Origin of the sequence: Nonomuraea sp. B19D2 (assembly GCF_040137845.1) — a bacterium.
Lineage (GTDB): Bacteria > Actinomycetota > Actinomycetes > Streptosporangiales > Streptosporangiaceae > Nonomuraea.
In genome coordinates this window covers 1-20,959 of record NZ_JBEFAK010000090.1, presented here as the reverse complement: position 1 = coordinate 20,959, position 20,959 = coordinate 1, and the positions used below count along the sequence as shown (strand labels likewise).

Annotated in this window: 21 protein-coding genes; 13 read left to right on the top strand and 8 right to left on the bottom strand. The window is 68.2% G+C overall.

The annotated features are described in order from the left end of the window. Nucleotides 1–415: 415 nt before the first annotated feature. Complete coding sequence (locus ABN273_RS57585) at nt 416–1,042, bottom strand: TetR/AcrR family transcriptional regulator (protein ID WP_349458260.1); 627 nt, start codon at nt 1,040–1,042, stop codon at nt 416–418. A gap of 202 nt (nt 1,043–1,244) precedes the next feature. On the opposite strand from ABN273_RS57585, the gene ABN273_RS57580 reads away from it, so the two are divergent. The 11 genes from ABN273_RS57580 to ABN273_RS57530 all read left to right on the top strand — a co-directional run bounded on the left by ABN273_RS57580 (nt 1,245) and on the right by ABN273_RS57530 (nt 11,514). Beyond that, the gene (locus ABN273_RS57580) at nt 1,245–1,529 is read left to right on the top strand and encodes a hypothetical protein (protein WP_349458259.1); all 285 of its coding nucleotides are present in this window, start codon (nt 1,245–1,247) and stop codon (nt 1,527–1,529) included. A gap of 594 nt (nt 1,530–2,123) precedes the next feature. After that, complete coding sequence (locus ABN273_RS57575) at nt 2,124–3,071, top strand: DUF6772 family protein (RefSeq protein ID WP_349458258.1); 948 nt, start codon at nt 2,124–2,126, stop codon at nt 3,069–3,071. 8 nt (nt 3,072–3,079) lie between these two features. After that, complete coding sequence (locus ABN273_RS57570; RefSeq protein WP_349458257.1) at nt 3,080–3,415, top strand: hypothetical protein; 336 nt, start codon at nt 3,080–3,082, stop codon at nt 3,413–3,415. A gap of 24 nt (nt 3,416–3,439) precedes the next feature. Continuing rightward, on the top strand, nt 3,440–4,954 hold the full coding sequence (locus ABN273_RS57565) for an ABC transporter substrate-binding protein (protein WP_349458256.1): 1,515 nt from the start codon (nt 3,440–3,442) through the stop codon (nt 4,952–4,954). Beyond that, the gene (locus tag ABN273_RS57560) at nt 4,947–5,990 is read left to right on the top strand and encodes a LacI family DNA-binding transcriptional regulator (protein ID WP_349458255.1); all 1,044 of its coding nucleotides are present in this window, start codon (nt 4,947–4,949) and stop codon (nt 5,988–5,990) included. The genes ABN273_RS57565 and ABN273_RS57560 overlap by 8 nt, the downstream gene beginning before the upstream one ends. After that, nucleotides 5,987–6,913, top strand: coding sequence for an ABC transporter permease (locus ABN273_RS57555; RefSeq protein ID WP_349458254.1), 927 nt, complete (start codon nt 5,987–5,989; stop codon nt 6,911–6,913). Before ABN273_RS57560 ends, ABN273_RS57555 begins: the two co-directional genes overlap by 4 nt. Next, nucleotides 6,910–7,767: an ABC transporter permease gene (locus tag ABN273_RS57550; RefSeq protein WP_349458253.1), complete on the top strand. Its 858-nt coding sequence runs from the start codon at nt 6,910–6,912 to the stop codon at nt 7,765–7,767. Before ABN273_RS57555 ends, ABN273_RS57550 begins: the two co-directional genes overlap by 4 nt. Further along, on the top strand, nt 7,764–8,729 hold the full coding sequence (locus ABN273_RS57545) for an ABC transporter ATP-binding protein (protein ID WP_349458252.1): 966 nt from the start codon (nt 7,764–7,766) through the stop codon (nt 8,727–8,729). The genes ABN273_RS57550 and ABN273_RS57545 overlap by 4 nt, the downstream gene beginning before the upstream one ends. Next, nucleotides 8,722–9,669 (top strand): ABC transporter ATP-binding protein, encoded by a 948-nt coding sequence (locus ABN273_RS57540; protein ID WP_349458251.1) that lies wholly within the window; start codon nt 8,722–8,724, stop codon nt 9,667–9,669. The genes ABN273_RS57545 and ABN273_RS57540 overlap by 8 nt, the downstream gene beginning before the upstream one ends. A 10-nt stretch (nt 9,670–9,679) precedes the next feature. Beyond that, on the top strand, nt 9,680–10,816 hold the full coding sequence (locus tag ABN273_RS57535) for a phospholipase D-like domain-containing protein (protein ID WP_349458250.1): 1,137 nt from the start codon (nt 9,680–9,682) through the stop codon (nt 10,814–10,816). Nucleotides 10,817–11,238: 422 nt separating this feature from the next. Continuing rightward, complete coding sequence (locus tag ABN273_RS57530; RefSeq protein ID WP_349458249.1) at nt 11,239–11,514, top strand: HAD-IA family hydrolase; 276 nt, start codon at nt 11,239–11,241, stop codon at nt 11,512–11,514. Between the two features lie 37 nt (nt 11,515–11,551). Here ABN273_RS57530 and ABN273_RS57525 read toward each other — a convergent pair whose 3' ends face one another. The 7 genes from ABN273_RS57525 to ABN273_RS57495 form a co-directional block, all read right to left on the bottom strand. Then, the gene (locus ABN273_RS57525; RefSeq protein WP_349458248.1) at nt 11,552–12,547 is read right to left on the bottom strand and encodes an alpha/beta fold hydrolase; all 996 of its coding nucleotides are present in this window, start codon (nt 12,545–12,547) and stop codon (nt 11,552–11,554) included. Between the two features lie 135 nt (nt 12,548–12,682). Beyond that, entirely contained in the window at nt 12,683–14,125 is a 1,443-nt protein-coding gene (locus ABN273_RS57520) for an MDR family MFS transporter (protein WP_349458247.1), read from the bottom strand. Continuing rightward, on the bottom strand, nt 14,122–15,339 hold the full coding sequence (locus ABN273_RS57515) for an FAD-dependent oxidoreductase (protein ID WP_349458246.1): 1,218 nt from the start codon (nt 15,337–15,339) through the stop codon (nt 14,122–14,124). Before ABN273_RS57515 ends, ABN273_RS57520 begins: the two co-directional genes overlap by 4 nt. After that, nucleotides 15,336–16,505: an FAD-dependent oxidoreductase gene (locus ABN273_RS57510; protein ID WP_349458245.1), complete on the bottom strand. Its 1,170-nt coding sequence runs from the start codon at nt 16,503–16,505 to the stop codon at nt 15,336–15,338. Before ABN273_RS57510 ends, ABN273_RS57515 begins: the two co-directional genes overlap by 4 nt. Then, nucleotides 16,502–17,686 (bottom strand): FAD-dependent oxidoreductase, encoded by a 1,185-nt coding sequence (locus ABN273_RS57505; protein ID WP_349458243.1) that lies wholly within the window; start codon nt 17,684–17,686, stop codon nt 16,502–16,504. The genes ABN273_RS57510 and ABN273_RS57505 overlap by 4 nt, the downstream gene beginning before the upstream one ends. Next, nucleotides 17,683–18,348: a carboxymuconolactone decarboxylase family protein gene (locus ABN273_RS57500; RefSeq protein ID WP_349458242.1), complete on the bottom strand. Its 666-nt coding sequence runs from the start codon at nt 18,346–18,348 to the stop codon at nt 17,683–17,685. Before ABN273_RS57500 ends, ABN273_RS57505 begins: the two co-directional genes overlap by 4 nt. A gap of 50 nt (nt 18,349–18,398) precedes the next feature. Beyond that, the gene (locus ABN273_RS57495) at nt 18,399–18,998 is read right to left on the bottom strand and encodes an HXXEE domain-containing protein (protein ID WP_349458241.1); all 600 of its coding nucleotides are present in this window, start codon (nt 18,996–18,998) and stop codon (nt 18,399–18,401) included. 121 nt (nt 18,999–19,119) lie between these two features. On the opposite strand from ABN273_RS57495, the gene ABN273_RS57490 reads away from it, so the two are divergent. Then, nucleotides 19,120–20,349, top strand: a complete 1,230-nt coding sequence (locus tag ABN273_RS57490) for a DUF8832 domain-containing protein (protein ID WP_349458240.1) — start codon at nt 19,120–19,122, stop codon at nt 20,347–20,349. Next, nucleotides 20,346–20,702, top strand: coding sequence for a hypothetical protein (locus tag ABN273_RS57485; protein ID WP_349458239.1), 357 nt, complete (start codon nt 20,346–20,348; stop codon nt 20,700–20,702). Before ABN273_RS57490 ends, ABN273_RS57485 begins: the two co-directional genes overlap by 4 nt. Nucleotides 20,703–20,959 lie beyond the last annotated feature (257 nt).

The window sequence follows — 20,959 nt, the reverse complement described above, 5'->3', positions numbered from 1 at the left end:
GGCCGACTTGCCGATGCCCGCCTCGCCGCGCACCACCAGAGCGCCGCACCGGCCTTCCAGCAACCCGCCGATGACGGACTGCTCCGCCTGACGCCCGTACAACATGGCACTCCAAGAAACGTTTGTCCGTATTGTGACGTATGGGGAACGTTTCGCCTACGCGCCGCGAGGCGGAAAGCCCACGATCCGCTGTTGGTCGAATCGCCCGCCATGTCCATGACCCGCGATCTGGTCGAGATTTGCGCAGACCGCGCAAGCAGGATCATCCGGATCGGCTTCCGCCGGGGTCGACAACCGTCGGTGGCCCGGCGCATGCGCCCTCGCGGACGGCGGATGTCAACTCGAGGGAAGGTGGCGTCGAAGGATGGCGATTTGGTCTGGATGGCGTCGGCCGCCAAGCGAGCGCGTGCAACTGTTATGCGGGATGTTCGTGGTCAGAGGACGGCCAGACGCTGCGCAGTGGACGCAGGCCCTCCTCGACGAAGTCGGCGATAGGGCGGCTGCCGCCGTCGAGGTACCACTGCTCAAGTGCGGCGAAATAACCGAAGACGAGGGCATTCGTGGTCACGCGAGCCTGCGTTTCTGTCAGCTCGCTGGTCGCCGCGATCAGCGGGGCGATCCGCTGGCTCGCGCGGTCCAGATTGGCGCAGACCGCCACGCGGACCGATGGCTCGGCGAAGAAGTAACGGACCCTGCGCCACGGGCCCGTCTCGGCCTGAGGGCCTTCGCCTGCCTCCTCGGAACCAGATGTGTCCGGCGCGGATTCGTAGGCGCGGACGGCTCGGAGCAGGCTGCCGATGGGATCGCCGGGGTCGAGGAGGTCCTTGAGTGCCTCCAGGCTCATCCTGTCGAACTCGTCGGCGACCACGATCCCTTCCTTCGTGCCGAAGTAGCGGTACACCGACGACGGCGACACCTCGGCCGCGGCCGCGATCTCCTCGATCGTGACCGCGGCGAACCCTCTCTCGTCGAACAGATCGAGGGCGCATTCCTGGATGGCGCGCATGGCCTTGAGCCGCCAGCGCTCGCGAAGCCCGCTCATACGATCAGGGTAGCAGGAAGTCAAACGCTAAAGCATGTAACTGTCACTAGAATTGACTGTCTAAAATCACAGTCGCTGCCTAAAGACAGTGACTACCTAAAAGGGCGCAAGGGGAACGATTTTCTATCCGGCCCGGACATGCAGCGTGACGCTCTAACGCCTCCCGGCCGTCACCGGCCATTCACACGGAAGAATTCATGCCATGACGACGCTGAAGCAGAGATCGCACAACCGGACCCCACTGGCGATGATGTACATCGGGGCGGGGCTCACCGCGATCGCCGCCCTCTTTGCGTTCATCGACCAATCCACGACGACCGTCTTGGCAGACCACATCAAGGCGAGCTATCCGGGCTACGAGCCCGGCGCGATCGGCGCCGCTATTGCTGCGTATCTGGCGATTCTGTCGACACATGGGAGTGACATAGGTGCCGCCGTAGCCTGTACGCGTCGAGAGGGAGGAGCAGCTCGCGCGCCTGCGCGCTGATGGCCGGGACATTTTACGGAACCGCCTGCGGCGGGCCGGATCCGGCGCAGGCGGCGGTGGCCGCGCAGAGCACGGACGACGTGAGGTCACTGGAAGCCGACGCAGGACGCCTTGTTGTTGAAGTTGTTGTTGCTCAGGTCCTTGCCCCCGGAGCACGTCACCGCGAGGTGCAGGGTGCCACTGCACGACGTATCTGCCCTGTCCTACATGAGGACGGAACGCGAGGTGTCGTTGTCCACCGAGCTGGCGTTGTTGTTGGCGCTGCGGTCCGTCCCGGATCAGTCGTTGTTGGTGAGTCCGTCATGGCTTGATCGGCGCGCACGGGACATCCATCCAGGTCGCTTGCGCCTCCGAGGCTCGCGTAGAGCGAAGACCGCCACACCGCCAGCGGGATGCCCTGGAGATGAGCCTTCAACGGGCGCACCCTGGGTCGCTGGTTGGGCCGGGGATTCGTCTGTTGTGTCCGCGACTGGCGTTAGATGACCACTTTGTAGCGAAGTCTTGACGTCCCAGGATGGGACAAGTTACCTTCCTTGAACTTCTTGATTAACGTTCACGTGAACGTTAATCCTCCTTGGTTCGTAGGAGGACGACTTGGAAAGCGATGATCTGCGTCGCGCGCTGATCGCGGCCGATCCGAAGCTGTCGAAGTTCAACCCGCTGCCCCGCATCCTCGCCTTCGACGAGTTCAACACCGGTACCCACGGCTGGACCGAGCTCATCGGCAACCATGACGGCCACGGCAACCTGGACACCGTCGACAAGCACATGCGCGACTTCCGCCCGCCGCAGCTCAGCTCATGCGACTTCTTCGACACCGGCACGCACGGCGCGATGAGCGGCACGTACGCGCTCAAGGTGGCCACCAGGCCGGTCACCGGACACACGGGGGTGGCGATCCGCCGGCTGACGATGGCGCAGCGCGGGATCGTGCAGTTCGAGACCTATTTCACCTACAAGAGCGAGGCGGCGACGGCAGAGTCCAGCCTCGGCAACCGCTTCGGCGAGATCGAGTGGGACGGGAACCTGCACCCGTCGGAGGCGCAGTTCGGCTGCTTCACGATTGCGACCGACCTGTGCGACGGCGACGGCGTCCGCTACCACACGGTGATGCGCTACCAGAACACCGACCTGGACAACAAGCTGACCAGGCGCTGGGTGTACCCGGTGGTGCCCGAGCCGACGCCAAGGGAGAACCTGCACAACCAGGACAACCTGGTGGCGACCGAGGACTTCACCGCGCCCAACCCCGAGGACTGGCACACGCTGGACGAGGAGCCGCAGTTCCTCTGCTACAACGAGGTGCCGACCAAGGTCAACTGGCACTACCTGCGCTGGCAGTTCGACACCCGCTCGCGGACCAACGTCGAACTTCAGGTCAACGACCGGGTGATGGATCTACGTGACGTCCCTGTCCCGCACTATCCGGACAAGTATGACGGCTTGGAGAACCTGCTGAACTTCTACGTCAGCGTGCGGACCCATTCTCCCGTCCGCAACTTCCTGTTCCTTGATTCCGCCCTGATCTCCGTGGATTGGTGAGCATCGGCATGAAGAACGCTCAAACCGCCGTTCTCGAGCGGAACGCCACTTTCACCGCAGATTTCACGACTGAGCCGTACGAAGCCGCATGGGCGGGCGAAGCCCGATGGTTCGTGCGCACGCTGGAGCTCGAAGGCGAGCAACCCAGCCTCCACCTCGTCACCCAGATCTCCCCTGACGGGCTGCACTGGTGCGACGAGGAGACACCCGAGCTGGTGACCACTGAGCCGGGCCTGGTGTCCTGGCGCGTACGGGAGTTCGGTCACTGGCTGCGACTGCGGGCTTCACTTCGCGGGGGCGATCCGAAGGCGAAAGTCCTGATCTACCTGGCACTCAAGAGCTGACAGAGCTGACAGAAGGTAAGCGACATGGACGATGTAGGCAGGCGCCAGTTCCTCACCCTCCTCGGAGGAACTGTCCTGATCGCAGGATGCGCCCCTGGCGGCCCCGGCTCGGGGTCCGGCCAGAACGCCCCGCTCAGCGCCGCGTTCAACCAGGCCATCAACGATCTGGACCCGCACGGCCCGAGCGCGGTCGACGAGGCGTCGCTGCTGGCCAACCGGCAGATCTACGACACCCTCGTGACCAGGAACGGCGCAGAGCCGGCGCCGAGCCTGGCCACGTCGTGGACCCAACCCGACGACAAGACGTGGGTGTTCACGCTCCGCGAGGACGTCACCTTCCATGACGGCAGCAAGCTGACCTCGGCCGATGTGAAGGCCTCGCTGGAACGGCTGGCCAAGTCGACCGGGCCGCAGAAGCCGCTGTGGGCCGCGGTCGCCTCGGTCGAGGCGCCGGACGCGCGGACCGTCAAGATCACCACCACCGAGCCGCTCGGCACGATGCTGGTGAACCTGACGCTGGCGTTCATCCTCCCGGCGGCCCAGATGGGTAAGGCGGGCTTCTTCCGTAAGCCGGTGGGAAGCGGGCCGTTCGCCGTGGAGTCGTTCACGCCGTCGTCACAGCTGGTGCTCACCCCGGTGAAGAACTACTGGGGCGGCGCGTCCACGCTGCGGGGCCTGCGCCTGCCCTACATCCCCGAGGCGTCCACGCGGATGACCTCGCTGCAGAACGGCGAGGTGGACGTCACCTGGATCATCCCGCCCGACGAGCTCATGCGCCTACGCCAGGTTTCCGGGATCTCCGTCGAGAGCACGCCGGGCCTGAACTACTTCCTGACCTGGTTCAACTGCGGGCGCAAGCCGTTCGCCGACCCCAAGGTGCGCCGCGCGCTCTCCCGCGCGCTCGACGTCAAGGGCATCGTCGCCAACCTGTACGGGGAGGCCGCGACGGTCATGGACGCGCCCATCCCGGCGGCGGTGTTCGGACACGCCCCGCAGAAGCCCTATGAGTACGACCCCGACCTGGCCAAGAAGGAGCTGGCAGAGGCGGGATACGCGGATGGCATCCGTACCTCGATGATGTGGTTCAGGGACACTGGGCCGTTGGCTACCGAGCTGGCCCAGTCGTTCATCTCCGCCTGGGCCAAGGTGGGCGTGGTCGTCGAGCCGCAGCAGATCGAGAAGGCCGCCTGGATCAAGCGGCTGACCGCGCTCGACTGGGACATCGAGCTCCAGGTCAACACCGTGACCACGGCAGACGCCGACTACACGCTCGGCCGCCTGTACACCTCGGCGGCCAACCGCATGGGCTACGCCAACAAGGAGCTCGACGCGCTCCTCGCCGAGGCCAAATCGACCGCCGACCAGGACAAACGCAAGACCCTGTACGGCCAGGCGTGCGAGATCATCTGGTCCGACGCGGTTGGCGTGTTTCCCGCGGCGCTGGCCGCCACGTACGGCGTGCGCTCCACGGTCAAGGGCTTCCGCCCGGCGGCCAACAGCCAGCCCGAGTTCAGGACGGTCTCCGCCGATCATGCCTGAGGGACGCCGTACGACGCTGAAAGACATCGCCGAGAGCCTCGGGGTGTCGGTCAACACCGTGTCGCGGGCGCTGTTGGACAAGGACAGCGTCGGCGTGGAGACCAGGAACCGGGTCAAGGCGGAGGCGGCTCGGCTCGGCTACGTGCCGAACGTGACCGCCCGCTCCCTGGTCCTGGGCTCCGCGACCACGCTCGGCATGGTGATCACGAATCCGTCCAACCCGTTCTACGCGCAGCTGATCAGCGGCATGGAGCAGCACTGCCGTGAGCACGGCTACTCGCTGCTGCTGATGGCGACCGAGGAGTCTCTGGACAACGAGCGGCGAGCAGCCGAGGAGCTGCTGCGCCGCGGCGTCGACGGGGTCCTGATGGTGGCTGTGCAGGAGGGCGCCGAGCACTGGCGCCCGTTCCGCTCGGCCGGGGTGCCGCTGGTGCTGATCAACCGTGACATCCCCGAGCTGAATGCCGACCTCGTGGGCGTCGATCACGCCCGCGGCGGCTACGAGGCGGCTAGGCACGCCCTCGACCAGGGCGCCAAGAAGATCTACTTCCTGGAGGAGGACCTAGGCGTCTCCTCGGTCGCCGACCGGGTCGAGGGCTACCGCCGGGCCATGGCCGAAAGCGGGCTGCCGATGGGACCGGACACGGTGATCAAGGTCCCGACCAGGCGGCTGGAACAGAGCGCGATGCCGTGGGACCCGAGCGAGGCCTACCGGATGGCCCGCGAGGTGATCAGCGCCGCCGAGCGCCCGATGGCCTTCGTCGCGGGGAACGACTACTTCGCGCTGGCCATATACCGCGTCGCGCACGAGGCGGGCCTGCGCGTCCCCGAGGACGTGCTGGTCGTCGGGTACGGCGGCCACCCCTTCGCGCCCTACGTCATACCGTCGCTCACCACGGTCGACCTGCCCGCCGCGGACATCGCGGTGTCGGCGGTCGACTGCATGCTGCGGCGGCTGACCAAGTCGGCCACGGGCTCGCCGGAGAAAATCCTCTTCCCGCCGACGCTCACCGTGCGCGGATCGAGCCGCCGATGACCGGATTTCTCGGACGCCGCCTCGCCCAGGCGCTCTTGCAGATCTGGGGCGCGGTCACCATCGTCTTCATCGCTCTGCGCGTGCTACCTGGTGACCCCGCCGAGCTGATCCTCGGCAGCCAGGCCACCCCCGAGCAACTGGCCGAGCTCCGCACCGAGCTCGCCCTGGATCAGCCCATCATCGCGCAATACTTCGGCCACCTGCTCCACCTGGTGCGACTGGACTTCGGCGACTCCTGGAGGCAGGGCGGCAGCGCTCTGGACGCCACGCTGGAACGGCTCGGCCCCACGCTGAGCCTGTCGATCTGGGCCATGATCTTCACCGTGGTGCTCGGTTTCCTCGCAGGCACGTTCGCGGCCAGGCACGCCAACACCGTGGCCGACCACCTGGTCTCCGTCTCGTCGCTGGTCGGGCAGGCTCTGCCGCCGTTCTGGATCGGCATCATGCTCTCGCTGATCTTCGCCAGGCTGCTGCAGATCCTGCCGAGCACCGCCGACGGCACCATGGCCAGCCTGCTGCTGCCCGCGCTCACGCTGGCGCTGCCGTTCGTCGGCTGGCTCGGCCGTCTGGTGCGCACGGGGATTCTTGAGGAGATGAACCAGGACTACGTACGCACGGCTCGGGCCAAGGGCCTGAGCAGGCGGGTGGTCTTCTACATCCACGTGCTGCGCAACACGTTGGTGCCCGTCGTGACCATGCTCGGCCTACTGATGGGCTTCTTCATCGCCAACGGCGTCATCGTCGAGGTCGTCTTCGCCTGGCCGGGAATCGGCTCGCTGCTCGTCGACTCGATCACCTTCCGCGACTACTCCGTGGTCGAGGCCGTCCTCACCGTGGTCACCGTCTGCTACATCACGCTCAACCTGCTGGTCGACGTGCTCTACAGCTACCTCGACCCCAGGATCCAGTTGGAGAACGCATGACGCTCGACACCGCCGTGCTTCTGCGGCTGCCCCTGCGAGCGCGGCTGGCCATCGGGACCGTGCTGCTGTTCGCGGTCGCCGGCGTGGTGGGGCCGTTCCTTGTCCCGTTCGAGGCCGCGGTCACCAGCCCGCAGGACCGGCTGCTGCCTCCGGGCAGCCGGTTGTCCGACGGCGCCATCGCCTGGCTCGGCACGGACCAGGTGGGCCAGGACCTGCTGGCCGAGGTGCTGTCCGGCATGCGCACGTCGCTGACCGTGGCGCTGGTGACTGTGCTGGTGGGCGGGTCGATCGGCCTGGTGCTCGGCCTCCTGTCCGGATATTTCGGTAGCTGGGCCGATGGCATCATCTCCCGCATCGGCGACATCCAGCTCGCCTTCCCCAGCCTGCTCTTGGCGATCCTGCTGGCGGGCGTCCTCGGGCCCAGCATGGTCAACGTGATCATCGCGCTTGCCGTGACCCGATGGGTGATCTTCGCGAGAGTGGTGCGCGGGTCGGCGCTGGCCGTACGGCACCGCGAGTTCGTCGACTCTGCCCGCGTCCTCGGCGCCTCCAACGGGCGCATCCTCATCCACTACATCCTGCCCTCCTGCCTGCCACCGCTACTCGTGGCCGCGACCGTACAGGTCGGCCTGACCATGGTCGCCGAGGCGTCGCTGAGTTTCCTCGGCCTCGGCGTGCCCGCCTCGCAGGCCTCCTGGGGCGCCACCATCGCGCAGGGCCGCGACTACCTGGCCTCCGCCTGGTGGATCGCCGCCGCGCCCGGCCTCGCGCTGGCGCTCGTGGTGGTCAGCATCGGCGTGCTCGGTGACCTGTTGCGAGACTTGTCCGACCCGATGACGGAGCTGAGCGCATGAGCCCCCTGCTGGAGGTCGAGGACCTGTCCGTGGAGTTCGGCGGCACCCGCGTCGTGCGCGGTGTCTCCTTCCAGGTCGAGGAGGGCGAGACGCTGGCCGTCGTCGGCGAGTCGGGCAGCGGCAAGAGCGTGACCGCGCAGTCGTTGCTCGGCCTGGTGCCGCACGGCGCCCGGCTGGCCGGAGGCCGCATCCGCATCGAGGGGCAGGAGGTCACCGGGCTCACCGACGAGCAGTGGCAGAAGCTCCGCGGTGAGCGCATCTCGATGATCTTCCAGGATCCGCTCAGCGCGCTGAACCCGTCGCTGACGGTGGGCTACCAGATCGGCGAGATGTTCCGAAGGCACCGCGGCTTCGGCAGGAAGGAGGCGCGCAGCCGGTCGGCCGAGCTGATGAGCCTGGTCGGCATCCCCGACGCCACACGGCGGCTGGACGAGCACCCCCACCGCTTCTCCGGCGGCATGCGCCAGCGCGTGATGATCGCTATTGCGCTGGCCCTCGACCCCCGGCTGCTCGTCGCCGATGAGCCGACCACCGCGCTGGACGTCACCGTGCAGGCCCAGATCCTGCGGTTGCTGCGCGAACGCCAGCGGGCGGAACGCCTCGGGATGATCCTCATCAGCCATGACCTGGGCGTGGTCGCCAGAGCCGCCGAACGGGTCGCCGTCATGTACGCGGGCCGGATCGTGGAGACGGGAACCGTGCCCGAGGTGTACGAGCGGCCCGCCCACCCCTACACCCGCGGCCTGATGCGCGCCGTGCCTTCGTTGCGCGACGACAGGCCGCTGGAGATGATCGGCGGCCAGCCGCCGGACCTGAGCAAGCCGGTGACCGGCTGTGCCTTCGCCGCCCGCTGCCCGCTCGCCCGCGACGTTTGCCGCGAGAGCGACCCCGAACCCCGTCAGCTCGGGCCCGGGCGCACGAGCGCCTGCAACTTCGCCGAGGAGGTGATCGCGCATGCTTGAGCTCGTCGATCTCGTCACCACTTACCGCACGCGCCGCGTCGAGGTGCAGGCGGTGGCCGGGGTGAGCCTCACCGTGGGCGAGGGCGAGACCGTGGGCCTGGTCGGCGAGTCCGGCTGCGGTAAGTCCACCGTGGCCAGGACCATCGTCGGCCTCGTCCGCCCTGCCTCTGGCCAGGTGCTCTTCGAGGGCAAGGACCTGGCGTCGCTGCCCGCCAAGGAGCTGCGGCGGCTCAGGCGGGAGATCCAGCTGATCTTTCAGGACCCGTACGCGTCGCTCAACCCGCGCATGACCGTATCCAGGCTGATCAAGGAGGCGTGGCGTATCCACCGCGGCCTGGTGCCACGCGAACGATGGGATGAGGAGGTGTGCGACCTGCTCGACCGGGTCGGGCTGCGGCCCGAGCATGCCGACCGCTATCCCCACCAGTTCTCGGGCGGGCAGCGCCAGCGCATCAGCATCGCCAGGGCGCTGGCCGTGCGGCCGCGCCTGATCATCTGCGACGAGGCCGTCTCCGCGCTCGACGTCTCGGTCCGCGCCCAGATTCTCAACCTGCTGCAGGAACTCCAGCGCGACCTCGGCGTCGCCTACCTGTTCATCTCCCACGACCTCGGCGTCGTCCACCACCTGTGCGACCGGGTGGCGGTGATGTACCTCGGCAAGGTCGCCGAGATCGGCCCGAAGGACAGCATCTACTCCAAGCCCGCCCACCCCTACACCCAGGCGCTGCTGTCGGCCGCGCCCGGTGTCGACGACTGGCGAGAGACCGACCGTCACGAGATCGTCCTGTCGGGAGATGTTCCCTCCCCGTTGTCGCCGCCGACAGGCTGCCGGTTCCGCACTCGGTGTTGGCTGGCCCAGGATCGGTGCCGCGACGAGGAACCAGTACTGATCGAAAGAGGCACCGGTCACCTGGTCGCCTGCCACTTCGCCGCCTCATAAGGAGATCTCCATGACCAAGACGGTCATGTCCGTGCTGGCCGCCGCCGCGCTGGTCTTACCGCTCGCCGGGTCCGTCCCCGCGTCGGCGGCGGCCGACGCCACCTGCGCCGACGCGCCCCTCGTCCGGGTCACCACGGGCGCCGTGTTCAACAACCCCGTCGCGGGCGAGGGCGCCGCCATTGTCCAGTGGCTCTGCTCCATGATCAAGCAGACCCCGGCGGGCGCCAGGATCAGGGTGGCGCACTTCGTCATGTCGGGTGCGGCGGGCGAGGGCTTCGCGACCGAGCTGATCAAGGCCCGCGACCGCGGCGTTCACGTCCAGGTGCTCGTCGACGGCGACACCCGCGGCGGCAAGGTCGCCGCCCAGCTCGCCGCCGCGCTCGGCACCGACATCACGGCGGACTCCTGGCTGCACGTCTGCACCGGGCCGATGTCGGGCGGCACCGCTGCGTGCATCGGCGACAAGGGCCAGCACAACAAGTTCTACCTGTTCTCCCGGACCGGCTACGCCTCAGACGTGGTCGTGCAGTCGTCGGCCAACCTCACCGACCTGAACTCCACGACGTACTGGAACAACGCCGTCACCTTCACCGATGACCGGCAGCTGTCGCGTGCGTACAACAGCTACTTCGAGGACCTCGCGGCCGAGCGCAAGAACCTCGACTACAACCGCACCGTGCACACCGGCTCCGTGGTCGCCACCTTCTTCCCGCAGGCCGAGGGTGACGTCATCGTCGACAGCCTGCGCAGGGTGTCGTGCCGGCAGGGTGAGAAGATCCGCGTGGGCATGTCCGAGTGGGACACCTTCCGCATCGCGATCGCCGACCGGCTGCGCGAGCTGGCCGGGAGCGGCTGCGACGTGCAGATCGTCGCCGGGATCCTCAGCCCGGAGGTCAAGCAGAGTCTCCTCGCCGAGCCGCGCGTCGACCTGCGGCTGCTCGCCGACGGCAGCGCGCTGCCCGGGCGCATCCACTCCAAGTACGTGCTGGTGGACGGCAAGGTGTACACGGGCAGCCACAACTTCAACGAGACGTCGCTGCGCCGCAACGACGAGACCCTGCTGCGCGTGCACGACCGCCGGATCTACGGCCAGTACGTCGCCAACTTCGAAACCCTCCGCGCCACGGCCCTCCCCGCCAAGGCCTGACCCCGAAGGTGCCGTGATGGGTTCTCCTGTGCTCCGGCCGCGCGCCCGCACGGCATGACGGCTGGTCGTGAGGACCACCCGGTTCAGCCGGCTGATCGTTCTTCCTCGCTGGGCTGCTTCACCGCCTGCCGATGCACCAGCTTGGGGTTTTCTCGGCCATGAGGGTCTGAGGGTCGCCCGGGACGGCCACCTAGGCCGTAGTCCCAGCGCTGCGCGTGTGATTCCGGGCCCTCTGGCTATGACGGCGTCTGGGGGATCTCGCCGTCATAGCCATGCACCCGCTCGAGCGGCTCGGGCATGCGCATCGAGACCGACCTGCACGAAGGCCCTGCCGCCCAGCGCCTCGTTGAGCTCTCCGACGGTGCCGAACTCGTCGTCGTCGGCTCCTGCGGCCTGAGCGCGCTGCCCACTTCGCCGACGCCGTGGTCAGCAGCGCGCGGGTTGGGATGGCCAAGCCTGACCGGCGCATCTACGAGGTCGCCGGTGCCGTTCCGGAGCGGTGCCTGTTCGTGGATGACCGGCTGGAGAACGTGGAGGCGGCCAGGTCGCTCGGTATGAGCGGTGTCCACTACCAAACGGTGGCCGATCTCGCCGCGGCTCTGACATGGTGGCGGCTGGTTGCCTGCCGCTTCCCGCTCCGACCCCGCAGCCGATCGTCGCCATCCCCGGTGATGCGCACAAGTTCCGTCCCAAGATGACCTCGTCCTCCGCGTTGAGCGCGAAGTGTGCAGCCGGTCATCGTGAGTCGGTGAAGAAGGTTTGGAGGTGGCGGTTGACCGGGTCTGGGCAGTCCAGCTGGGGGGCGTGGCCGCAGCCGTCCAGGATCACGAGCTGTTCGTTCGGGAGCAGTTCGGCGAAGCGGTGGGCGCGCTCGACAGGCTGGATGGTGTCCTGCTTGCCCCACAGCACCAGCGTCGGGGTCTTGGTGGCGTGGAGCGCGTTTTCGGTCTGCGTCCAGTCAAGACGGCGTTCCAGCAGGTAGGTGGCGCGGATGTTGTCACGGAAGGTCATCGGCGCCCACCACTCGTCCAGCAGTTGCTCGGTGACGCGCTGCTTGTTGACCATCATGCCCTCGGCCAGGCTGCGGACGGTGGACTTGCCGGTGGACAGCTTGACGGCCAGCTCGCCGATGACGGGGATCTTCAGGGATTCCCACATCAAGGTCCCGGGCAGGTCCAGCCCGGTGGCGTCCAGCAGGGCGAGCTTGGTGACGCGGTCGGGGTGGCGCTGGGCGAAGGCCAGGGCCCAGCCGCCGCTCCAGGAGTTGCCCGCCACGGCGGCCTGCCGCACGCCGATGCCGTCCATGAAAGCTCCCACGGCAGAGACCATGGCATCCAGGTCGAAGGCGAAGCCGGAGTCCTTCAGCTGGGTGTAGCCCTGGCCGGGAAGGTCGACCGCGTACACGGTGTGGTCGCGGGCCAGCACGTCGAGCTGATCCTTCCAGCCGATGACCGTGGTGCCGCCGGGTGAGAGCAGGATCACCGGCGTGCCGGCTCCGGCTTGGATGTAGTGGAAGCGGGCGATCGGGGTGTCGGCGTAGCGTGAGCCGGCCTGGGCCAGGTACGGCGAGCGGAAGGCGCGGCCGTCCTCGGCCGGCTGCCAGCCGTACGCGCCGAACAGCATCGCGGCCACCAGCAGCGTTATCGCGGCCGCCAACCAGCGGGGCCAGCGCCGCTTGCGCACCGGCTGGGCGATGGAGCTCGGAGGTGTGCTGTCGGCAAGGGGAACCATGGTGATCCTTTGGTGCGGTTGGGGAGGGGTTCATGAGTCTGGACGGGCTGGCGCTGAGAACCGTGACAGACACGGCGGGTGATCCGGCTCACAGCGCCTGGACGCACAGCGGCACCGTCGCACTCGATGATCCAGTTAGTGAGTCGTTCCGCGGCCACCACGCGCACCCGGCTCGGTCGGGGCCGGTCGTGATCGTGGTAGTAGCCATGCAGGGATGAGGGCGAGCAGAGCGAAGCCGACTGTCCACCAGAAGGTCTCGCCGAAGGCGCCTTCCAGCGCGGCGGGGGTGCTGTTGCCCTGGGCGACCCGTTGGAGAACGACGGCCAGGACGGCTGTGCCGAGCGAGCCGCCGACGCGCTGGACGACATTGGTCAGGCCGGTCGCGCCGGGGATCTGGTCGCGGCGCAGTCCTTGGTAGGCGCCGGCCATCATGGCCACGCCCGCGATGCCCAGTCCCATGCCGCGGATCAGCAGGGTGATGATCTGGATGAGGTCGCCAGTGCCGGACAGGGTGAACGGGATCGTCGCCGCGACGGTGACGGCCAGCCCGACCAGGACCAGGGGGCGCGCCCCGATGCGGTCGTTGAGCCGCCCGGCGACCAGCAGCGACAGGGCGGTGCCGATCCCCTGAGGGGCGAGCATGAGCCCGGTCTCGACGGTCGTCAGGCCGTGGACCTGCTGGTAGTACAGCGGCAGCAGGAACATCGGCCCGAAGATCGAGGCTCCGGACAGGAACGTCAGGGTGGTCACGAGGGTGTACGAGCGGTGGCGGAAGAGCCGGAGATCGAGGAGGGGGGCGGTCCTGGTCCGCAGGGCGTGCCGGGCGAACGACGCGACCAGTCCCACTCCGGCCATCAGGCTGATGACCGGCACGGTGCTGCCGAAGCCCTTGCCTCCGGCACCGCCGATCTGCGCGAGGCCGTACACCAGGGCGGCCAGGCCGGGTGACAGCAGTACGAGGCCCAGGACGTCCAGCGGCGGCCGGCCTTCCGGCCGGCCGGAGGGCATCGCTCGCCAGGCAAGCAGCAAGGCCAGACCGACCACCGGCACGTTGACGAAGAACACCCAGCGCCAGCCCGCGCCGTCGATGAGCACGCCGCCCAGGACCGGGCCGATGATCGGTGCGAGCTGGCCCGGGATCGCTACCAGCGCCATGACCCGTCCGAACCGCGACGGTCCGGCGGCCTGAGCCAGGATCGTCTGCGCGAGCGGCAGGATCATTCCGCCCGCCAGTCCCTGCAGCACCCGGAAGGTGATCAGGCTCTCGATCGACCAGGCCAGGCCGCACAGCACCGATGCGGCGAGGAAGACCAACAGCGCCGACATCCACATCGTCTTCGCGCCGAAGCGTTGCACCGACCAGCCGGTGAGCGGGATCGCCATCGCCATGGCCAGCAGGTAGGCCGTCGCCACCCACTGCACTGTCGCCAGGGGTGCGTCGAAGTGCCGCCCGAGGCCGTCGATGGCGACGCTGAGGATCGTGGTGTTCAGCAACGAGGCCAGCGCGCCCACCACCACGATCGCGGCGAGCTTGAGCAGGGCTGGGTCCAGGCGTTCGGGCGCTGCCACCGCAGTCATGGCCGCTGCTCCGGGCGCCGCGCGTACGCCGGGGCGTGCTCGGGCCGGGGACCGAACGCGAGCAGCTTCGAGGGAATCTTCTTGAACGGTGGGACGTACCTGGCCAGGAAGACCAGCGGGCGCGGCGGCCGGGCGCCCTTGCCGGAGAAGGCGGGCACGAACATCGCGCGGTGCAGCACCTGCTGGTAGCGCTGAACAAGCACGGTCGGCCACCAGCGACGCTTTTGCACCTTGGCCAGATCGGCGGTGGAGAGCCGCCCAGCGCGCAACGGCTCGATCAGAATCGTCGCCGCGGCGACCGCATCCTGGATGGCCAGGTTGATGCCCATGCCGCCCGCCGGTGACATGGCATGTGCGGCGTCGCCGATGAGCAGCACACCCTCGGCGTACCAGCGCTCCAGCCGGTTGAGCTTCACATCGAGCAGGTGCAGCTCGTCCATGCTCCGAAGGTGGTCCACCCGGTCGGCGAACTGCGGCAGCAGCCCGGCGATCCGCTCGCGGAAGCGTTCCACTCCCTCGGCCCGAAGCTGCGGGTCGGCGCCCTTCCTGGTGAAGTAGGCGATCTGGTAGTAGTCCTCCCTAGTGAAGCAGAGCGCGATCTGGTCACCTTTGAACTGACCGTTGAGCCGCGCGATCTCGTCGCGTTCCTCCGGATGGCGGGGCAGCCGGAACCACCAGGTGTCGAAGGGCACCGGGAACTCGCGGGCCGCCAGTCCCAGCTCGTGGCGGATGGTCGAGTGCCGCCCGTCGCAGGCCACCGTCAGGTCGGCACGGAGCTCCAGATCGCCGCAGCGCACACCGACGACCTTGCCGCCCTCCCTGATCAGCCCGGTCACCGCCGTGTTCATCAGCAGGGTGAAAGACGGCTCTCGTGCGGCTTCCTCGGCCAGGAAGTTCAGCAGGTCCCACTGGGGCATCATCGCGACGTAGTTGTACGGCTCTGGCAGTCCGGCGATGTCGCTCAGTGTGATCCTGCTCCCGTCGGGCAGCGGGGCCTCCAGTTCGCCGAGGCGGCTCTGCGGCAGCTTGCGGAACTTCGCGCCCAGCCCCAGCTCGTCCATCAGCCGGATCGTCGAGGCGTGTACGGTGTCGCCGCGGAAGTCGCGCAGGAAGTTGCCGTGTTTTTCCAGCACGGTCACCTGGATGCCGCCTCTGGCCAAGAGGAGCCCCACCATCATTCCGGCCGGACCGCCGCCGACGATGACAACGTTCATCGGATGCTTTCCTTTCTGAGTCCGACGGCGAGTAGCCGCATCAAGGCCCGGCGAGCCGGACGGACGCGCCGCATCAGCGTGGCCATCTTGGGCACGTTCGCGACCTCTCCTCGCAGCGCGGGCTCGATCAGCCGCCGCTGCATCAGGAGCTGGAGCCGCTGCATTACCGCGACGGGCAGCTCGCGCCTTTTCTGTACGGCACGCAGCAGGTGCTCCGGCACCGGCCCGCCGCTCTTCAGCGCGTCGGAGAGGATGTTGGCGGCTCCGACCGCGTCCTGCACGGCGTAGTTGACGCCCACACCGCCCATCGGGGACATCGCATGAGCGGCGTCGCCGATCAGCAGCAGGCCTTTGCCGTACCACCTGATGGCCCTGTTGACCTGCACGTCGAGGAAGCTCACGTCCTCCTCGAAGGAACGCAGGAGCGCCACGCGATCGGCGAGCTCCGGTACGGTTCGCGCCACGCCGTCACGGAAGGCCTCGATGCCGTCGGCGATCAGTTTCTCGCGCCGGTTCTTGTCGAAGACGTAGGCGAGCTGGATGTATGTGCGCCGGTCGAATCCGACGATCCACTTGTAGGGCGCGACCCGGTAGTAAAACTCCTCCACGTCCGGGTCACGCCTGGGTAGACGGAACCAGGCCACGTCGAAGGGCGCGCCGATGGTGCGCACGGGCAGTCCGGCCTTGGCCCGCAGCAGGGAGTCGCGGCCGTCGCAGGCCACTGTGAGGTCGGCGCGCAGCTCGTGCTCACCGCCGGGGTCGCGGTAGCGCACCCCGCCCTCCGGCAGCAGATCGACCACTTGGGAGCGCATGTTCAGCGTGAAGCTCGGGTACCGCTGGGCCTCCTCGGCGATGAGGTTGAGGAAGTCCCACTGCGGCGCGATGGCGACGAACGGGTAGCGCAGCCCCAGCTCGGTCAACGAGCCGACCTGCAGGTCCTTGCCGAAGCCGACGTTCTGGAACTTCCCGTAGGGGATCTTGTGGAATCGGTCGTGCAGGCCGAGCTGGTCGAGCAGCTCCATGGTCGCCGGGTGAATGGTGTCGCCGCGGAAGTCGCGCAGGAAGTCCTCATGCTTCTCCAGCACGGTCACCTCGACACCCTTGCGGGCCAGCAGCAGGCCGAGCATCAGCCCTGCCGGGCCGCCGCCCGAGATCGCCACGCTCATCTCGGGATCTCCTGGATGTGCTCGGGTCGGAAGCCGAAGGCGAGGAAACGTCCGGCCAGGTAGCGGGGGATGGCCGTGCGCTGGATCAGGAAACGGGCCAGGGCGGGCAGCTGGCCTTCCGTGCGCTTGTCGTCGAACGCCTGGCGCTGCAGGATCCCCTGCACCCGCTGAGTGAGCACGGCGGGCCATTCACGGCGATGCTCGACCGCGGCCAGATCACTGTCGTCGAGGGTGCCGTCCAGCAGCGGGCGGGTCAGGATGTTGGCGGCGGCGATGGCGTCCTGGACCGCCAGGTTGATGCCCACTCCGCCGACCGGTGACATGGCGTGCGCGGCGTCGCCGATGCACAGCAACCCGGGCTGGTGCCAGGTGTGCAGCCGGTTGACCCGGACCTCCAGGAAGCCCATCACTTCGAAGGAGGTCAGCTCGCCGGTGCGGTCGGCGAACATCGGGGCCACCTGCGCCACGTCCCGGCGGAAGGCCTCGATGCCCTTGGCCTTCCAGCCGTCGAAGCCACCCTTGCCGATGAGGTAGCCGCATTGCCAGAACTCGCCACGGTCGATGGCGACCATGCCCCGGCCACGGGCGAGCTGGAAGACCAGATTCTCCTGGTCACCGGCGTGTCTGGTCAGGCGGAACCAGATCACGTCGATGGGCGCGCCGAGCTCGTGAACTTGCATTCCGGCCGCTTGCCGTACCGCAGAATTCCGGCCGTCGGCCCCGACGACCAGATCCGCGTGGAACTCGCGGCCGTCGTCGCAACGGACCCCCACGACCTTGCCGACGCGGCGGATGATGTCGCGTACCGGGGTGCTCATGTGGAGGGTGAAATTCGGGTATCGCTGGGCTTCCTCGGCGAGCAGGTTGAGGAAGTCCCACTGCGGCACGAAGGCGATGTACGGAAATTTCACCTTCATCCCGGCGAACGCCTCGATGGGCGCCAGCCCGCCGCCCAGCGGCACGTTGAGTGTGGTGACCTTGCGATGGCGGAGTTGATGGAAGCGCTCCGCCAAGCCCAGCTCGTCCAGCGCTTCCAGGGTGGAGGGATGCACGGTGTCGCCCCGGAAGTCGCGCAGGAAGTCCTCATGCTTCTCCAGCACGGTCACCTCGACCCCGGCGCGGGCCAGCAGCAGGCCGAGCATCATCCCGGCCGGACCACCCCCGGCTATCACCACGTTCATGCGCCCTCCTTCGGCTGCGGGAGCAGCGCCTGTGCGGCGGCCCAGACCCGCGGCATGCCGAACTCGGCCACACCACGGAGCAGGTCGCGCAGGGTCTCGTCGGTGGCCCCGGCCGACCTGGCCAGCTCGGCGTGCAGGCGCAGGGATTCGCCGAGCGTCTGGTAGAAGACGTCCACGACCAGGCAGGCGAGCGCTCGCTCGCGGACGCTGAGATGCGGGCGGGCCCAGCGCTGGGCGAGCTGGTCCTCGGTGAAGGCGGCCAGGCCCGAGTCCATGTCCTCCAGGGCGCGTACGGCTCGTGCGAGCGGTCCGGTCAGCGGTGTGGGTTCGACGGGCTTGTCGTCCTGGGCCTGGGGCAGTCCGAGCTCGGTCAGGCGTTGGAAGGCGGTGGCCACGATCGGGTAGCCCACGTAGGGGGCCAGGTGGCGGTAGAGCTCTCTGATCGCCTCGGAGTCGACCCCCTGGGCCATGGCCATCTGAAGGTGCATGGCGAGGGGCAGGTCGAGGTGGGGGTGGCACAGGTCGGCGGTCAGGCAGATGAAGGCCTTCTCTCGCGTGGTCAGGTGGGCCAGGCCCCAGAGGTTGTGGCCCGCGCCGACGGCGAGCTGGGCGAATACGGGGTCGAGCGCGGCGAGGGCGCCCGCTCCGGCGAGCTGGGTCAAGGCGGCGGTCTCCGTTCAGGCCTGGCCGGTCGAGGGGCTACTGGGGGGGGCTACCTGGCCAGCAGTGGCTGAGGCGCCTGTTCGGCGGCTTTGAGCTGGCGGTTTTCCTTGATGAGGAAGTAGATCAGCAGGCCGCTCATGATGAAGTGGCCGCCGGCGGTGTACAGGCCGGGGAAGTAGCCGCCCTTGAGGATCGGGAAAACGAAGTGGGCGATGCCATTGAGCAGGCCGGCGCCCAGGGCGTACCACCAGAGGAAGAAGTTGGACACCCGGATCCGGTAGAGCGCGCCCGCGCCGGCGAAGAAGTAGAGCGCGCCGAAGCCGAAGACGAACACGAGCAGGAACTCGTTCTCCGGCCAGTCGCGTGGCGAGTCGAACAGCTCGACGATCTCGTGCGGGAAGCCGCCGGTGTACTCCTCGGCCATGTGGATGAGCTGGAAACCGACCGCGCACAGGTAGACGGCGATCACCTTTCTGGACTTCACCGGGCGGGTGTAGCTGAAGGTGATCCAGCCGCTCCAGCCGAGCACGCTGGCCACCACGAGGATGACCGCGCCCTGGATGGGGAGGGTGGTCAATGCCCAGGCGCAGAAGGCGACGGCGAGGATCGCCATGACGGTCGCCGAGTAGGGTTCGGGTCGTTTGGTCATGGCCGAAACCCTAGGAAGAGTGCGCTGCCGGCCGCCTCTGTCAGGTGACTGATAGGCATGCGGGGCATATCAGTCACCTGACGGAGGCGGGGTACGGCAGCCTCTGCCTAGTGTCATGCTCATGAAAGCGATCAATGGCGCGATCCGGCTTCTGGCGGTCGCATGGCTGTTGGTGCTGTCGCTGAGCGCTCCGGCTCAGGCGCATGTCGTCCAGGCGGGAGCGGATCTGCGGGTGACGCAGACCTTCGCAGCGGGCGAGGTGACGCTCGTCATCGCGGGAGTCTCGCAGGTGCCGTCGGCACTGCGGGTGGCCGCGGAAGCGGCGGATCCCGTGAGCCTGCAGCTGGAGTTACGGTCGCTGACTGACGGCGGCAGGTCGGCGGATTCGGTGCGCGCCGGTAAGGAGTCCGCCGCGTTGCGGGTCACTCACACTGGCCCGCACGAGCTGTACGTGCGTGCCGGTGACGAGGTTTCGCTGATCCCGTTCCGGGTGCTGGTGCCCGGCAGCACTCCCTGGACGATGGTGATGGACGGCGCCTTCCTGGTGACTGGTCTCCTGCTGGTAGGCGGCGTGCTCGCCACAAGCATGTCCCGGCTCCTCGTGAGCGGTGCGAGCGCAGCCGGAGCAGTCGCGGTCACCGTGATGCTGCTCGGGCCGTATCTGCCCCCCGCTCAGCCGGAGGGCACCGCACCGCAAGCCGAGTCCGGCAGGCCCTACGCGCAGGGCCGGTTCTCCACCCAGCCCGCCCTGCCTGCCACGGGAGCCGAGTTCACCCTGATCTTGCGGCTCGCGGACGGCGCGACCGGACGACCGGTGGACGACCTCGCCGTCCACCATGAGGCCCCGGCGCATCTCGTGGTCACCAGCGAGAACGGCGTGATCTTCCGGCACGTGCATCCGTTGCGGACCGCGCCGGGTGTGCTGGCCGTACGGCTGAGCCTGCCGCATCCGGGTCGCTACCTGGCCTACGCCGAGATCGAGCGGCAGCAGTCAGGCGGGCAGCTTCTCACTGGCGCCTTCGAAGTCTCCGGTACGGCACAGCCGGACGTCTCCGTGCAGGAGGTCGCCATGCCCAGCCTGACCCCGCCGGCGCCGGTCGCCGGAAGCCCGGTGACCATCGAGGTCGCCACGGAGGGGCAGATCCAGCTCTGGCTGGGTATGCCCGGCCATCTGGTCGTCCGGAGCCGGGACGGCGCCCACCTGGCGCACGCCCACGGGACGGCGGCCGGCCCTTCCGCACTGCGCTTCACGCTCACGCTCCCCGAACCGGGCCGCTACCTGGCCTGGGTCCAATACGCCGCTGGAGGCCGCCTCCTGACCCGGCCCTTCACCATGGAGGTAGATCGATGAAATACGCGGGCGTCTTCCTGCTCATCGCGGGTGTGCTGTTCGCCGTCACCTCGCGCTGGATCGGCGGCAGCCCCGAGAGTGTGGCGGTGGCGGGCACGCACTACACCGTCAGCGTGCTGCCGGCCGATCGTGTCGAGGTACGGGTGACCTCGGGCAAGGCCGAAACGGTCACGCTGGCGGCGGTCATGCCCAGCATGGGCCACGCGCTGCCGCCGGTCGGCACCGTGCGAGCCGACCCCGGCCGCTTCGTCGCCACACAGGACGTGTTCACCATGGACGGCGTATGGGAACTGTCGATCACCCTGTCCGGGGATCATGGTGAGGAGACGATCACAGTCGGCCTGCTGGTGTGACGGTCGGAACATCAGTCTGATGGCAGAAGCGGCGAACGACCGCCCTGGTTTGCGTCGTCGGCAGTCAGGACCGCTGCTTCCTGTTCAACTACTTCTACGCCGATGACTGCGAGACGCTGATGGTTCTGGCCAACTTCAAGGCCAACGGCGTCGCCGCGCAGCCGATCATCTATCGCCGAGTGTGAGCCGTGCCAGTTCGGCGCGGGAGGCTACGCCTAGCTTGGGGAAGGCCTTGTACAGGTGGGAGGCGACCGTTC